We start from the raw sequence: 14866 nt of genomic DNA, 5'->3' as shown, positions 1-14866 counted from the left end.
CGGGCTAAGGTAAACTGCCCCTGTTTTCAATCGATGCCGAGGTAATGATGTTCAAGGTAGTTGTATCCGATCTCGATGGCACTCTGCTCAACAAGCAGCACCAGATCTCTCCCCGTACCCGGGATACCCTGCACCGCCTGGTAGAACAAGGTGTGAAATTCGTGGTCGCCACCGGCCGTCATCACGTTGACGTACGCAGCTTCCGCGATGCGCTGGGGATGGACATCTACCTCATTACTTCCAATGGCGCCGTGGTCCATGACAAACAGGACCAGCTGATTTTCAACCAGCCGCTGCCGACCGAGATTGCCGCCGAACTGATTGCGCTGGAGCGCGACCCCTCTATCCACCTCAATGTCTATCAGGGTGATGACTGGGTGGTGGAAGAAGAGCTGCCCTGGCTGCTGCAGTTCCACGACGAGTCAGGGTTCACCTACCGCCTGGTCGATGACCTGAAACAGGAACCGAAAGAGCAGATCAACAAGGTGTTCTACATCGGCGACCACGAGAAGCTGCTGAAGATCGAGGCGCACCTCAACCAGCGCTATGGCGATCAGCTCAACGTCACCTTCTCCCTGCCGGACTGCCTCGAAGTGATGCACGCCGGGGTACACAAGGGCAATGCTGTGCGAGCCGTGCTGGAGCAGAACGGGTTCGACATGTCGGAGGCGATCGCCTTCGGCGATGGCATGAACGACTTCGAGATGCTGACCATGGTGGGACGCGGCATCGTGATGGGCAACGCCCATGATCGCCTGAAAATGGCGCTGCCGGAGTATGAGCAGACCCTCACCTCTGACGAAGATGGCGTCGCCGTCTATCTGGAGAAACTGTTCGAGCTGGAGAGCGTCAGCGCCGCCTGATCCTCTTCATCCCGACATCCGATTCAGCAAAGCCTCACCATGTGAGGCTTTGTTTTTTCAGGGTCTCCAGCCAGGGATTGGGCCGCTGCCAGCTGAAGCTCTGGTTCGCTCCGCCGTAGCATTCAGCCAGCCGCAGCGGCGTGCCGGGGGTATGGCGTCTCCCAGCCACATCGAGGCAGCGGGAGACCTTGCTGTTGAACAGCCTGTCTTTCTGCCACTCCCACTGCGCCTGACCGTCACAGGGTGCCAGCATCACTTCGCTGTCGTTTTTGGCTTGCAAACAGAGATCCTGCAGGCGCAACTCACCCAGATCCCACTCGAACAGTTGATCGTCTTTTCCGCTGCAAGGTTGTGCCAACACCTTCTGTTGGGACACCGCAACGCAAAAATCACCGCTGGTCAGCAAGGGGGAGAGAGAGCGCTCCTCCTGCGGTTGTGATGCAATGGAGCCCATCATCACATCGGTGGATGGCGGCTTGATGGTACAGCCACCCAGCAGCAAGGCAGCCAGCAGGGCGGGAGAGCAAGCAAAGGAAATTTTGTTATTCATGGAAAAATGCCTGAAATGGGCCGATGACATCCGGTTGTCAGTGACTCGAGGCTGAAGCATAACCGAAAGGCAGGGCGCGCTGCCCAAATAGAGTGTAAACAGACGTAACAGGGAGAGAGTACTGGCCCAGCGGAGGCCAGAAAGCAAAAAACCCCGCCGAAGCGAGGTTTTTCTAAATGTGGTCGGTGATAAAGGATTCGAACCTTTGACCCTCTGGTCCCAAACCAGATGCGCTACCGGACTGCGCTAATCACCGAGGCTATTTCTTTCAAAATAGTTTACTTCAAAAAAACAAAGACGACCTGATGGTCATCCTCGTCATACAGCAAGTATGGTGCGAAGAGAGGGACTCGAACCCTCACACCCGGGGGGCACTAACACCTGAAGCTAGCGCGTCTACCAATTCCGCCACCTTCGCGTACCTGACAAGCTGTAAAATGGGGTGGCTGATGGGGCTCGAACCCACGACAACCGGAATCACAATCCGGGACTCTACCAACTGAGCTACAGCCACCACAGCTGTTTTCGTTCCACAACAACGCCCGTTTAACCGACGCACTTTTGATGGTGCGCCCGACAGGATTCGAACCTGTGACCTCTGCCTCCGGAGGGCAGCGCTCTATCCAGCTGAGCTACGGGCGCTACGCTGTCGAACGGGGCGCATTATTAATGATGGTTGCTGGTTTGTCTACACTTTTCTGTCACCGAAACACTGTTCGTTGTTTTTTCAAGCACATTGCGCACTTTTCTTCCTCTATTCCCCTGCTGACAGCCGAAAAGGGGCAGATCGCAGTCGCAAATCACCTTGCTGCCTTGACTTGATTTGATGCCCATCTAGAATGAATGAACGTTCATTCAATCGAAAGTCACACTGATGATTCTGGATAAAAAAGAGAGCATCTTCAACGCGGCCCATGAGGTGCTGGGTGAACGGGGTTTTCATGGTCTGTCGATTGCGGAAGTCGCCAAGAAGGCCAATGTTGCCACCGGCACCATCTATCGTTACTTCGGCGACAAGGATGATCTGATCCGGCAACTGCACCAGCACACTATCTTGCAGTGTGTGCCCATGGTCATGGCCGATGTAGCAATCGATAAAGTTTCATTTCAACAATTTCGCCAATTATGGCTCAATATTCATGCCATTTTTGTTAACGAACCCAACGCTATCCGGTGCAAATTGCAGTACGAGAGCTCTCCGCTAGGGGCAGAATTGGAGACCAATCCTGTCATTCTGGCTGCCTGGGAGCCTCTGGACCGATTTTTTGAACAGGGCGTTGAACAAGGATTGTTTATTGATTTACCGATACGGGCACTCCAGGTGTTGAGTCTGGACAGTGTCATGCATCTGGCCCTGCAGTGCAGGGTTCACAACATCACGCTGACCGAATCGCAGTTGGAAACCGCGATCCGGGCCAGCTGGAATGCCATTTTATCCCCCATTCTTTCCACCTCAGGAGCCTGTTCATGAAAAAGTGGATGGCCATTATGTTGCTGATAGCGATCGCCTTGTTTGGCAGCGTCATCGGCTTCAATTTGTTCAAACAGAAGATGATTGCCCAATACATGGCCAACCGGCCGGAACCCGAATTCCCCGTCACCGCTATGGTGACCAAGGCGCAGGATTGGGTACCGACCATCGAAGCGATCGGCTTCATCGAGCCGAATCAGGGGGTGACCCTCTCCACCGAACTGGCAGGTACCATTGACGCCATCACCTTCGAATCAGGCAAACCGGTCAAGGCTGACCAGCTGCTGCTGAGCCTGGACTCCACCGTGGAGCGGGCCAATCTGCGCGCCTCCCAGGCCAAGCTGCCAGCGGCAAAAGCCAAGTTCGATCGTTTCCAGAACCTCTACAAGACCAGCTCCATCTCCAAAGAGCAGCTGGATGAAGCCGAAGCGGCCTATCGCTCGCTGGAAGCAGATATCGAGAGTCTGAAGGCGACCATTGCCCGTCGTGAAGTCCGTGCGCCCTTTAGCGGCGTGGTCGGCCTGCGCAATGTGTTCCTCGGTCAGTATCTGCAGCCGGGCACAGATATCGTGCGCCTGGAAGATACCAGCGTGATGCGCCTGCGCTTCACCGTGCCCCAGACCGATATCTCCAAAATCAAGCTGGGCCAGACCATCAAGATCAATGTGGATGCCTATCCGCAAACCCAGTTTGACGGTCATATCACCGCCATCGAACCTGCGGTCAACTTCCAGAGCGGCCTGATCCAGGTACAGGCAGACATTCCGAACAACGACGGTCAGCTGCGTTCCGGTATGTTCGCCCGCGCCAGCATCATTCTGCCGACGGTGAAAGATCAGATCGTGATCCCGCAGAGCGCTATCTCCTTCACCCTTTACGGTCAGAACGTCTACGTGCTCAAAGAGGGCGAAGAGACCGACAAAGAGGGTAACAAGGTGAAAGTGCTGCGAGCCAAGCAGGTTGTGGTCAAGGCCGGTGAGCGCCGTGGCAACGATGTGCATGTGCTCTCCGGCATCCAGGCCGGTGACCAGATCGTACTGTCGGGTCAGGTTCGCCTGAGCAACGACACCAAGGTGCATGTGGTCGAGAACGACGCCCTGGCCGTTCCGGCACAAACCCCGATGCTGTAAGCGCGGAGATCTGCGATGCGATTTACTGACATATTTATAAAACGGCCTGTGCTGGCGATCTCGCTCAGCTTCCTGATCGCCTTGCTGGGCTTTCAGGCCATCTTCAAGATGCAGGTACGGGAATACCCCGAGGTGACCAACACGGTGATCACCGTCAGCACTGGCTACTATGGCGCCAGTTCTGATCTGATCCAGGGGTTCATCACCCAGCCGCTGGAACAGGCGGTCGCGCAAGCCGACAACATCGACTTCATGACCTCCTCCAGCCAGCTGGGCAGCTCCACCATCACTGCGTACATGAAGCTCAACACCGACCCCAACGCCGCGCTGTCCGACATCCTGGCGAAGGTGAACTCGGTGCGATCCCAGTTGCCGAAAGAGGCGGAAGACCCGTCGGTCACCTCCTCCACCGGTTCAACCACGGCGGTGCTCTACCTCGGCTTTACCAGCCCGGAGCTCAATTCCAGCCAGATCACCGACTATCTGGAGCGGGTTATCAAGCCGCAGCTCTTTACCGTGGGCGGGGTCTCCAAGGTTGATCTCTACGGTGGTGTCGAGTTTGCCCTGCGGGTATGGCTGGATCCGGCCAAGATGGCGGCCTTCAACCTGACTGCCAGTGACGTGATGACGGTGCTCAACAGCAACAACTATCAGTCCGCGACAGGTCAGGCGACCGGTTACTTTACCCTGTTCAACGGCAACGCCGAGACCCAGGTCAAGGACGTCGACGAGCTGAAGCGTCTGGTGGTTGCTACCCGTGACGGCAAGGTGATCCGCCTTTCCGACATTGCCAAGGTGACCCTCGAGAAGAGCCACGACATCTATCGCGCCAGCGCCAACGGACGCGAAGCCGTGGTCATGGCGGTCAACGCCGCGCCGACAGCCAACCCCATCAACATCGCCCACGATGTGCTGGCGTTGCTGCCTAGCCTTGAGCGCAACATGCCGAGCACCATGCGTCTCAACGTGATGTATGACTCCACCGTGGCGATCAACGAGTCCATCCACGAGGTTATCAAGACCATCCTGGAGGCAGCCGCCATCGTTCTGGTGGTCATCACCCTGTTCCTCGGTTCGTTCCGCGCGGTCATCATCCCGATCATCACCATTCCGCTCAGTCTTATCGGCGTAGTGATGATGATGGATATGTTCGGCTTCTCGATAAACCTGATGACCCTGCTGGCGATGGTGCTGGCGATCGGTCTGGTGGTGGATGACGCCATCGTGGTGCTGGAGAACGTCGACCGTCATATCAAGGAGGGGGAAGAACCGTTCCGGGCTGCCATTATCGGTACCCGTGAAATTGCGGTACCGGTTATCGCCATGACGGTCACCCTGGCGGCGGTATACGCGCCTATCGCCCTGATGGGGGGCATCACCGGCTCTCTGTTCAAAGAGTTTGCCCTGACGCTGGCCGGTGCCGTGTTCGTCTCGGGCATCATCGCCCTGACTCTGTCACCGATGATGTGTTCCAAGATGCTCAAGGCCAACGAGCAACCGGGCAAGTTCGAGAGCACAGTCCACCACCTGCTGGAGCGGATGACCGATCGCTACGACAGCATGCTGCACGCCGTGATGAAAAAGCGCCCCGTCATCGTGGTGTTCGCCGTCATCGTCTTCGCCAGCCTGCCGCTGCTGTTCAAGTTCATCCCGAGCGAACTGGCACCGTCAGAGGACAAGGGGGTAATGGCCGTGCTGGGTACCGCACCGTCCAACGCCAACCTGGACTACATCGAAAACACCATGGCGGATGTGAACAAGATCCTGGACGACCAGCCCGAGATCGCCTTCTCCCAGGTCTTCTCCGGGGTGTTCAACGCCAACCAGGCGTTCGGTATCGCCTCCATGGTGCCCTGGAGCCAGCGTGAAGCGAGCCAGAAAGAGGTGCTGGATCGGGTCGCCAATCTGGTGAAAGACATCCCGGGTATGGCCATCACCACCTTCCAGTTCCCGGAACTGCCGGGTGCATCGAGTGGTCTGCCTATCCAGTTCGTCATCACCACCCCGAACAGCTTCGAAAGCCTGTTCCTGGTAGCCGGTGAAATTCTGGCAGCGGCGCAGAGTAACGGTCAGTTCGTCTATTCGGATCTCGATCTGAACTACGACTCCGCCACCATGAAGATCCGCATCGACAAGGACAAGGCGGGTGCCTACGGCATCACCATGCAGGATATAGGTATCACCATGGGCACCATGATGGCGGACGGTTACGTCAACCGTATCGACCTGGATGGCCGCTCCTACGAGGTGATCCCGCAGGTCGAGCGCAAATACCGTCTCAATCCGGAGTCCATCAAGGGCTATTACGTGCGGGCCGCAGACGGCAAGTCGATCCCGCTCGGCAGCCTGATCAGCATTGAAGTGGTTGGCGAGCCCCGCGCCCTGCCCCACTTCAACCAGCTGAACTCCGCCACCATCGGCGCCGTTCCGGCTCCGGGCGTGGCCATGGGTGATGCGATCAACTGGTTCCAGACCACCGCCGACGAGAAGCTGCCGCAAGGCTATCGTTACGACTTCATGGGTGAAGCCCGTCAGTTCGTCACCGAAGGCAATGCGCTCTATGCCACCTTCGCGCTGGCACTGGCTATCATCTTCCTGGTGCTGGCAATCCAGTTCGAGTCGGTGCGTGACCCGCTGGTCATCATGGTCTCTGTACCGCTTGCCATCAGCGGGGCCTTGATTGCCCTGGCATGGGGTATGGCGACCATGAACATCTATTCCCAGGTGGGCCTCATCACCCTGGTGGGTCTGATTACCAAGCACGGTATCCTGATCTGTGAAGTAGCGAAGGAAGAGCAGCTGCTGCGCGGCATGAACCGGATGGAAGCCGTGATGCAAGCCGCCAAGGTGCGTCTGCGTCCGATCCTGATGACCACCGCCGCCATGATTGCCGGTCTGATCCCGCTGCTCTACGCCGCTGGTGCCGGTGCGGCACAGCGTTTCAGCATTGGTATCGTCATCGTGGCCGGTCTTGCCATCGGTACCCTGTTCACCCTGTTCGTGCTGCCAGTGATCTACACCTATTTGGCTTCCGAGCACAAACCCTTGCCGGTATTCGATGAAACCATTCCGCCCAAAGCAAGCGGCGGACATTAATCTTCAATGACATGCAAAGGCCCCGTATCGGGGCCTTTTTTATGCTTCGCAGGAAAGACGACATAAGTGCATGAAGCAGTTAAACTAAAAAACACCACATCCAGACCGCAAGGACGCCATGTCAGGACTCTTCACCAAGACCGCCAGGGCCGTAGGCCGCAACGGACTCTCATATCGCCTGCTCTCCTACATTCTGGTCTGCAGTACCGTATTGGCGATGATCATTACGGCGCTGCAACTCGCCTGGGATTACCGCAAGGATGTTGCCGTCATCGAAGACAGCATCGGCCAGATCGAGGCCTCGTTCCTGCAACCCATCGCCGCCAGCTTGTGGAACCTGGATGAAGAGCAGGTCAAAGTGCAAATTGAAGGGATCATGAACCTGCCCAACATGCAGTTCGTGATGGTCAAGGAGATGCTCGGCAACTCCGAAGTCCCGCTGCTGACCCAGGGGGTCGAGCGGGAAAGCTATGATATCTCCCGCGAATTCAACCTCACCTATCAGGGTGAAATCGTCGGCAAGCTGTTCGTTGCCGCCTCTCTCGAGCAGATCTACCAGCGCCTCATCGAAAAATCGGTGCTGATCATGGTCAGCCAGACCATCAAGACCCTGGTGGTCTCATTTTGCATCCTGATCATCATTTACTATCTGGTGGTCAGGCACATCAACCGCATCGCCAACTACGCCCAGAAGTTCAACCTCGATCGGCTCGACATGGCGCTGGAGCTGGAAGGCCGCCCGCAGCCGCGCAAGAAACCCGATGAGCTGGATACCCTGGTCTCCACCCTCAACCAGATGCGCACCCGACTGCGTGACGAGCTGGTTGCACGCCATCAGGCGGTCGAACAACTGCAAAAGGAGCGGGACTTCTCCGCCACCCTGATCAACTCCGCCAACATGGTCATCTGCTGCATGGAACCGGATTTGACCATCGCCAGCATCAACCCGGCAGCCATCTTGCTGACCGGCTACCACCAGCAGGAGCTGCTGCAACACAACTGGCTGGATCTCTTTGTCAGCCCGGCGCAACGGGAAGAGCTGAACGATATTCTGGCGGCGGAAGGTTCACTATCAGACAAAGAGGTCATCATGCATGACCAGCAGGCTCATGAGCTGGTACTGCAATGGACCTTCGTCCCCTTCTACGATGGTCCCAACCTCAAGTACCAGATCGGGTTTGGCTACGACATCACTCAGCTGAAAAAGGTCGAGCGGGAGATAATCCAGCTCAACGAACAGCTGGAAGGCAAGGTGGTGGAACGCACCCGCAGCCTGAGTGAAGCCAACAACCAGCTCGGCAAAGCGTACGACGACCTGAAACAGGCCCAGCAAACTCTGGTGGAGTCGGAGAAGATGGCCTCCCTCGGCTCGCTGGTAGCCGGGGTGGCACACGAGATCAATACCCCCATAGGCATCAGTGTGACCGCCTCCTCCTACCTGCAGGAACGGGTTGCCGATTTCAAATCTCATATAGAGTCAAAACAGCTGTCGCGCTCCTATCTCAACGAGTTCACCGTCAACCTCGACGAGTCGATGCAGCTGCTGCAGAGCAACCTGCGGCGCGCCTCGGAGCTGATTGCCAGCTTCAAGCAGGTGGCGGTCGACCAGTCATCGGAGGCTCGCTACAACTTCAGCCTCGCCGACAACCTTCATCAGGTGGTGGTATCTCTCGGCCACAAACTGAAAAAGAGCCAGTGCGAAGTGGATATCCAGTGCGATCCCAAGCTGTCTATCTTCTCCTTCCCGGGCAGTTTTACCCAGATCTACTCGAACCTGATCCTCAACTCCATCAACCACGGGTTCGACAACTGGGACAAACCGAAGAAGATCACCATCAAGGTGGAACAGCAGGGAGAAGAGCTGTTGATCGACTATTCAGACAACGGCCGCGGCATCCCGCCCGAAATCTTGCCGCGCATCTTCGATCCCTTCGTCACCTCCAAGCGGGGTCAGGGTGGCAGCGGTCTGGGTACACACATCATCTACAACCTGGTGGTGCAACTGCTGAAAGGCCGTATCAGCTGTGCCAGCGAACCTGGCCAGGGCGCCCAGTTCCATATTCGCCTGCCGATTCAACATAACTGAGCGCTGGCTCTTGTGAGCCAGCCGCTTTATCCCCATCATGCTGTGATTGCATTCTTAATGAGCGGAGAACCTCGCAATGGCACAGCATTTTGACTATATCGCCATCGGCGGCGGCAGCGGCGGTATTGCTTCTGCCAACCGGGCTGCCATGTACGGTAAGAAAGTTGCCCTGATTGAAGCCAAAGAGTTGGGTGGAACCTGCGTCAACGTAGGCTGCGTACCGAAGAAGGCCATGTGGTATGCAGGCCAGATCGCCGATGCCCTGAAATATGGCGCCGACTACGGCTTTGACACCACCCTCAACCACTTCAACTGGGCCAAGCTGGTCGAGTCCCGCCAGGCCTACATCGGCCGCATTCATCAGTCCTACCAGAACGTGCTGGGCAAGAACCAGATCACTGTCATCAAGGGCTTCGCCCGCTTCGTCAGCAGCAACACCATCGAGGTGAACGGCGAGCAGTACAGCGCCGATCACATACTGATCGCCACCGGCGGCCGCCCAGAAGTGCCGGCCATTCCGGGTGCCGAACTGGGCATAGACTCCGATGGCTTCTTCGAGTTGCAAGAACAGCCCAAACGGGTTGCCGTGGTGGGTGCCGGCTATATCGCGGTGGAGATCGCCGGCGTGATGCAGGCGCTCGGCTCCGAGACCCACCTGGTGGTGCGCAAGCACGCGCCGCTGCGCAACTTCGATCCCATGATCCACGAGACCCTGGTGGAGATCATGGCGCAGGAAGGGCCCAAGCTGCACACCCACGCCATTCCGAAAGCCGTGGTCAAGAACGCCGATGAGAGCCTGACCCTGCAGCTGGAAGATGGTCGCCACCTCACCGTCGACTGCCTGATCTGGGCCATCGGCCGCGTCCCCGCCACCGATAACCTCAACCTGGCCGCCACCGGCATCACGCTTGACGAGAAGGGCTTTATCCCGACCGACAAGTTCCAGAATACCGCCGTCGCCAACCTCTATGCGGTGGGTGACAATACCGGCCGGATCCAGCTCACCCCGGTGGCCGTCGCGGCGGGCCGTCGTCTCTCGGAGAGGCTGTTCAACAACAAGCCGAACGAGCACCTCAACTACGATCTGGTGCCGACAGTGGTGTTCAGCCACCCGCCCATCGGCACCATAGGGCTGACCGAGCCGGAAGCCGTCGCCGAGTACGGTGAAGATCAGGTCAAGGTCTACCGCAGCCAGTTCACCGCCATGTACTCGGCGCTGACCCAGCATCGCCAGCCCACCCGGATGAAGCTGGTCTGCGTCGGGCCGGAAGAGAAGGTGGTCGGCCTGCACGGCATCGGTTTTGCGATGGACGAGATCCTGCAGGGCTTCGGCGTCGCCATGAAGATGGGCGCCACCAAGGCGGACTTCGACAACTGCGTCGCCATCCATCCGACCAGTGCGGAAGAGTTTGTCACCATGCGCTGAGGGAGCTAGGGCATAGAGGTCAAACCGACCGCTGCGTTCCCACTCCCCAGCCCACCAGCACGGAAGAGTTTGTGACCATGCGATAAGCATGTTTGAAGCAGGCCTGTCACTATCAGGTCAGCCTCAGCGACTTGCAACCAAACCCGGCTCAGGCCGGGTTTTTCGATCTTTCTCCTCCCTCAAATAGCACCCACACCTGCTTTTTTACGCCGATTTTACGCCTGCCAAATCCGGCTTTATGGCGCCTTTACGCCGGTTATTCCTACCATTTGGTCGTCAATTACACCAATGGAGTCGATATGAATTGGCTATATCTGCTGCTGGTCCTCGCCCTCGCGGGCTATCTGCTGCGCGCCCTTGCGCGCACCCATGAGTGAGGAACCGGATATGTGGCAAGAGATCATCTATCCCGTCGCGTTCGTACTGCTGGTGCTGCTGCCGGCGCCTCTGCTTGGCAACTACCTGTATCGGGTATTTGAGGGCAAGAGTCGCTGGCTGGCTCCCGTCGAGCGCGCCACCCTGGCCTGCTGCGGCACGGACGGGCGCGAGCAGGACTGGAAGTCCTACGCCCTCAGCCTGCTGGCCTTCAACGGCGCCGGCTTCGGCCTGCTGTTCCTGATCCTGCTGGCACAGGGGCTGCTGCCCCTCAACCCGCAACAGCTGCCCGGGCTGAACTGGCAACTCGCCTTCAACACCGCGGTCAGCTTCATGACCAACACCAACTGGCAGGCCTACTCCGGCGAGGCCAGCCTCTCCTACTTCAGCCAGATGGTGGGGCTGACCACCCAGAACTTCGTCTCCGCCGCCACCGGCGCCGCCGTTGCCATCGCCCTGTTCCGCGGCATCGCCCGCCAGCAGACCACCCACCTCGGCAACTTCTGGCAGGATCTGGTGCGCTTCTGCCTCTACGTGCTGCTGCCGATGGCATTGATCCTGGCGCTGCTGCTGGTCTGGCAGGGGGTACCCCAGAGCCTGTCGGCCTACCTGCCGTTCCACGCGCTGGAAGGCCAGGAGCAACTGTTGCCGCTCGGCCCGGCCGCCTCGCAGATCGCCATCAAGCAGCTCGGCTCCAACGGCGGTGGCTTCTTCGGCGTCAACTCGGCCCATCCGTTCGAGAACCCGACCGCCCTCTCCAACTGGCTGGAGATGGTCGCCCTGCTGACGCTGGCCGCTTCCATGGTCTGCACTCTGGGTCGCTACGTGAAGGACCTGGCCCACAGCCGCGCCATTCTCGGTGCCATGACCCTCATGCTGGTGCTGGGGCTCTTCGTCTCCCTCTCCCAGGAGCTGAAACCGGATCACGCCCTCGCCCAGCTCACCACTGACGCCAGCAACATGACTGGTAACTGGGAAGGCAAGGAGAGCCGCTTCGGCCCTGTGCTCTCCAGCATCTGGGAAGTGGCGACTACTGCCGCCTCCAACGGTGCCGTCAACGCCATGCACGACAGCTTTACTCCACTCGGCGGCATGGTGGGCATGATCAACATGCTGCTGGGTGAGGTCATCTTCGGCGGGGTCGGCTCCGGTATCTACGGCATGATGCTGTTCGTACTGCTGACCGTGTTCCTGTGCGGCCTGATGGTAGGACGCACCCCGACCTATCTGGGCAAACGCCTCGGCATCACCGAGATGAAGTGGGTGGTCGCCAGCATGCTGGTGATGCCGGTGGGGGTTTTGGTGATCGGTGGTGTCACCCTGCTGATGCCTGATGCCAGCACCATCATCGGCCATGATGGCCCGCACGGGCTGTCACGCCTCATCTATGCCTACGCCTCGGCTGCCGGCAACAACGGCTCCGCCTTCGCCGGTTTTGCCGCCGGTGACAACTGGCAGTGCATCGCCATCGGTCTGGCCATGCTGCTCGGTCGCTTCGGCTACATCATTCCGGTACTGGCCATCGCCGGTCAGCTGGCCCGTGCGCCCCGTCAGGAGACGAGCGAAGGGGACTTCCCCATCAGCGGCCCGCTGTTCGTTACCCTGCTGATCATCACCGTCCTGCTGATAGGTGGCCTCTCCTTCCTGCCGGTGCTGGCACTGGGTCCGGTGGCCGAACATCTGAGCCTGATCGGAGGGGCACTCTGATGAACCTGACCCTGTCGATCACCATCCGGATGCCAATGGCCAACTATCTGATGCTGGGAGCTTTCCAATGAGCAAGTCCACTGCAATGAGCACCGACACCATGTTGGTGAAGGGCAAAAAACAGAAATCACAGATCATCCAGGCAATGGTTGAGGCCCTTTATCGCTTCAATCCCAAGGCGCTGTTTGGCAGCCCCATCCTGTTCACCCTCTGGCTGGCCGCAGTCATGGCGACCGTGGAGTCCCTGCTGGGGCAGCCTTTCTCCGGCGTTGCTCCCTCACTGGCCTGGCAGCTGACCGCCTGGCTCTGGCTCACCCTCTGGTTTGCCAACTTCGCGGAAACCCTGGCCGAGGGGCGCGGCAAGGCTCGCGCCGACAGCCTGAAGGCGGGCATGAGCCAGCTCAAAGCCCGTCGGGTGGCGAATGCCAAAGATGGTCAGGGCGAGTGGGTACCCGCCACCAGCCTGATGAAGGGGGACCTGGTGCTGGTACGCAGCGGCGAGATGATCCCGGCCGACGGCGAAGTGGTCGCCGGTATCGCCTCGGTCAACGAAGCCGCCATCACCGGCGAATCCGCCCCCGTCATCCGCGAGTCGGGCACCGACCGCAGCGGCGTGACCGGTAACACGACGGTCGTCTCCGACGAGATCTGGGTGCGCGTCAGCAACAATCCGGGCGAGAGCACGCTGGATCGGATGATTGCACTGGTGGAAGGGGCCAAGCGCCAGAAGACCCCCAACGAGATGGCGCTGGATGCCCTGCTGGTAGGCTTGACCCTGATCTTCCTGCTGGTGGTCGCCACCCTGCCCTGGTTCCTCGACTACAACGGCACCCAGGTCCCGCGTCTCTACCTGATCGCTCTCTTTATCACCCTGATCCCGACCACCATCGGCGGCCTGCTCTCCGCCATCGGCATTGCCGGTATGGATCGACTGGTGAAGCTGAACGTCATCGCCAAGTCTGGCCGTGCCGTGGAAGCGGCCGGTGACGTGCGTACCCTGCTGCTGGACAAGACAGGCACCATCACCTTCGGCAACCGGATGGCCGACGAGTTGATCCCGGCACCGGGTGTCGACCCCGCCCTGCTGGCACAAGCCGCCATGCTGGCCTCGCTGGGTGACAACACCCCGGAGGGCAAATCCATCCTGACTCTGGCCAGCAAGAGCATGGCCAAGCCGAGCCAGCTGGAGAGCGACAAGGTGATCCCTTTCAGCGCCGAGACTCGCCTGAGCGGACTGGATCGCAACGGTCATCAATATCGCAAGGGTGCGGTGGATGCCGTGTTGAACTACCTCAGCCTCGACCGCAAGGCGGTGCCTGAGCTGGTGCTTAAGTCAGTCGACAGCATCGCCCGTCAGGGTGGGACTCCGCTGCTGGTCTGCACGCAGGAGAAACTGCTGGGGGTGGTCTACCTCAAGGACATCATCAAGCCCGGTATCAAGGCTCGCTTCCAGATCCTGCGCCATATGGGGATCCGTACCGTGATGATCACCGGAGACAACCCGAAAACCGCCGCCGCCATCGCCGCCGAAGCCGGGGTGGATGACTTCATCGCCGAAGCAACGCCGGAGAAGAAGCTCGCCTATATCCGTCAGGAGCAGGCCGATGGTCGTCTGGTCGCCATGTGCGGCGACGGTGCCAACGATGCGCCCGCACTGGCGCAGGCTGACGTGGGTCTGGCCATGAACGAGGGTACCCAGGCCGCCAAGGAGGCGGGCAACCTGGTGGATCTCGACTCCAACCCCACCAAGCTGCTGGACGTGGTGCTGGTCGGCAAACAGCTGCTGGTGACCCGTGGCGCCCTGACCACCTTCTCCATCGCCAACGACGTGGCCAAGTACTTTGCCATCCTGCCAGCCCTGTTCATCGCCGCCTACCCGCAACTGGGGGCACTGAACCTGATGCAGCTGGGCAGCCCGCAGAGCGCCATCCTGTCGGCCATCATCTTCAACGCCCTGATCATTGTGGCGCTGGTGCCGCTGGCACTGCGTGGTGTCGACCTGAAAGGCTCGGCCGCCAGCCTGCTGCGCCGCAACCTGCTGATCTACGGTGTAGGCGGCCTGCTGGTGCCGTTTATCGGCATCAAGCTGATCGATCTGGTCATTACCGGCCTGGGTCTGGTGTAACGACATAACCGGGATGCGGGGCAGACCCGCATCCCCA

At 59.1% G+C, this 14866-nt stretch carries 10 protein-coding genes and 4 tRNA genes; 9 read left to right on the top strand and 5 right to left on the bottom strand.

What is annotated here, in order from left to right; all coding sequences use genetic code 11:
* Window positions 1–47 precede the first annotated feature (47 nt).
* Complete coding sequence (locus tag ACB042_RS17215) at window positions 48–863, top strand: Cof-type HAD-IIB family hydrolase (RefSeq protein ID WP_005339262.1); 816 nt, start codon at window positions 48–50, stop codon at window positions 861–863.
* Window positions 864–897: 34 nt separating this feature from the next.
* Here ACB042_RS17215 and ACB042_RS17210 read toward each other — a convergent pair whose 3' ends face one another.
* The 5 genes from ACB042_RS17210 to ACB042_RS17190 all read right to left on the bottom strand — a co-directional run bounded on the left by ACB042_RS17210 (window position 898) and on the right by ACB042_RS17190 (window position 2055).
* Window positions 898–1413, bottom strand: coding sequence for a ricin-type beta-trefoil lectin domain protein (locus ACB042_RS17210; RefSeq protein ID WP_005339265.1), 516 nt, complete (start codon window positions 1411–1413; stop codon window positions 898–900).
* Window positions 1414–1592: 179 nt separating this feature from the next.
* Window positions 1593–1669 (bottom strand) — tRNA-Pro (locus ACB042_RS17205).
* 76 nt (window positions 1670–1745) lie between these two features.
* Window positions 1746–1831 (bottom strand) — tRNA-Leu (locus tag ACB042_RS17200).
* Between the two features lie 20 nt (window positions 1832–1851).
* Window positions 1852–1927, bottom strand: a tRNA-His gene (locus ACB042_RS17195).
* A gap of 51 nt (window positions 1928–1978) precedes the next feature.
* Window positions 1979–2055 (bottom strand) — tRNA-Arg (locus ACB042_RS17190).
* Between the two features lie 232 nt (window positions 2056–2287).
* Here ACB042_RS17190 and ACB042_RS17185 point away from each other — a divergent pair.
* The 8 genes from ACB042_RS17185 (at window position 2288) to kdpB (ending at window position 14829) form a co-directional block, all read left to right on the top strand.
* A complete protein-coding gene (locus ACB042_RS17185) occupies window positions 2288–2884 on the top strand; it encodes a TetR/AcrR family transcriptional regulator (RefSeq protein WP_201954387.1) in 597 nt (198 codons plus the stop codon).
* Complete coding sequence (locus ACB042_RS17180; protein WP_005339268.1) at window positions 2881–4014, top strand: efflux RND transporter periplasmic adaptor subunit; 1134 nt, start codon at window positions 2881–2883, stop codon at window positions 4012–4014. The genes ACB042_RS17185 and ACB042_RS17180 overlap by 4 nt, the downstream gene beginning before the upstream one ends.
* A 15-nt stretch (window positions 4015–4029) precedes the next feature.
* The gene (locus ACB042_RS17175) at window positions 4030–7110 is read left to right on the top strand and encodes a multidrug efflux RND transporter permease subunit (protein WP_371178788.1); all 3081 of its coding nucleotides are present in this window, start codon (window positions 4030–4032) and stop codon (window positions 7108–7110) included.
* Between the two features lie 118 nt (window positions 7111–7228).
* On the top strand, window positions 7229–9196 hold the full coding sequence (locus ACB042_RS17170) for an ATP-binding protein (RefSeq protein WP_371178787.1): 1968 nt from the start codon (window positions 7229–7231) through the stop codon (window positions 9194–9196).
* 76 nt (window positions 9197–9272) lie between these two features.
* Window positions 9273–10622, top strand: coding sequence for a glutathione-disulfide reductase (gorA, locus tag ACB042_RS17165; protein ID WP_139753498.1), 1350 nt, complete (start codon window positions 9273–9275; stop codon window positions 10620–10622).
* Window positions 10623–10714: 92 nt separating this feature from the next.
* Window positions 10715–10999 (top strand): hypothetical protein, encoded by a 285-nt coding sequence (locus ACB042_RS17160; RefSeq protein ID WP_236660784.1) that lies wholly within the window; start codon window positions 10715–10717, stop codon window positions 10997–10999.
* 10 nt (window positions 11000–11009) lie between these two features.
* The gene (kdpA, locus tag ACB042_RS17155; protein WP_371178786.1) at window positions 11010–12704 is read left to right on the top strand and encodes a potassium-transporting ATPase subunit KdpA; all 1695 of its coding nucleotides are present in this window, start codon (window positions 11010–11012) and stop codon (window positions 12702–12704) included.
* Window positions 12705–12771: 67 nt separating this feature from the next.
* Window positions 12772–14829: a potassium-transporting ATPase subunit KdpB gene (kdpB, locus tag ACB042_RS17150; protein ID WP_047439857.1), complete on the top strand. Its 2058-nt coding sequence runs from the start codon at window positions 12772–12774 to the stop codon at window positions 14827–14829.
* Window positions 14830–14866 lie beyond the last annotated feature (37 nt).

The organism is Aeromonas sp. S13(2024) (assembly GCF_041402405.1).
In the GTDB taxonomy this organism is placed as follows: domain Bacteria; phylum Pseudomonadota; class Gammaproteobacteria; order Enterobacterales; family Aeromonadaceae; genus Aeromonas; species Aeromonas veronii.
Note: the sequence above shows the minus strand (reverse complement) of the source record. Positions and strands in the feature narration are given on the sequence as shown.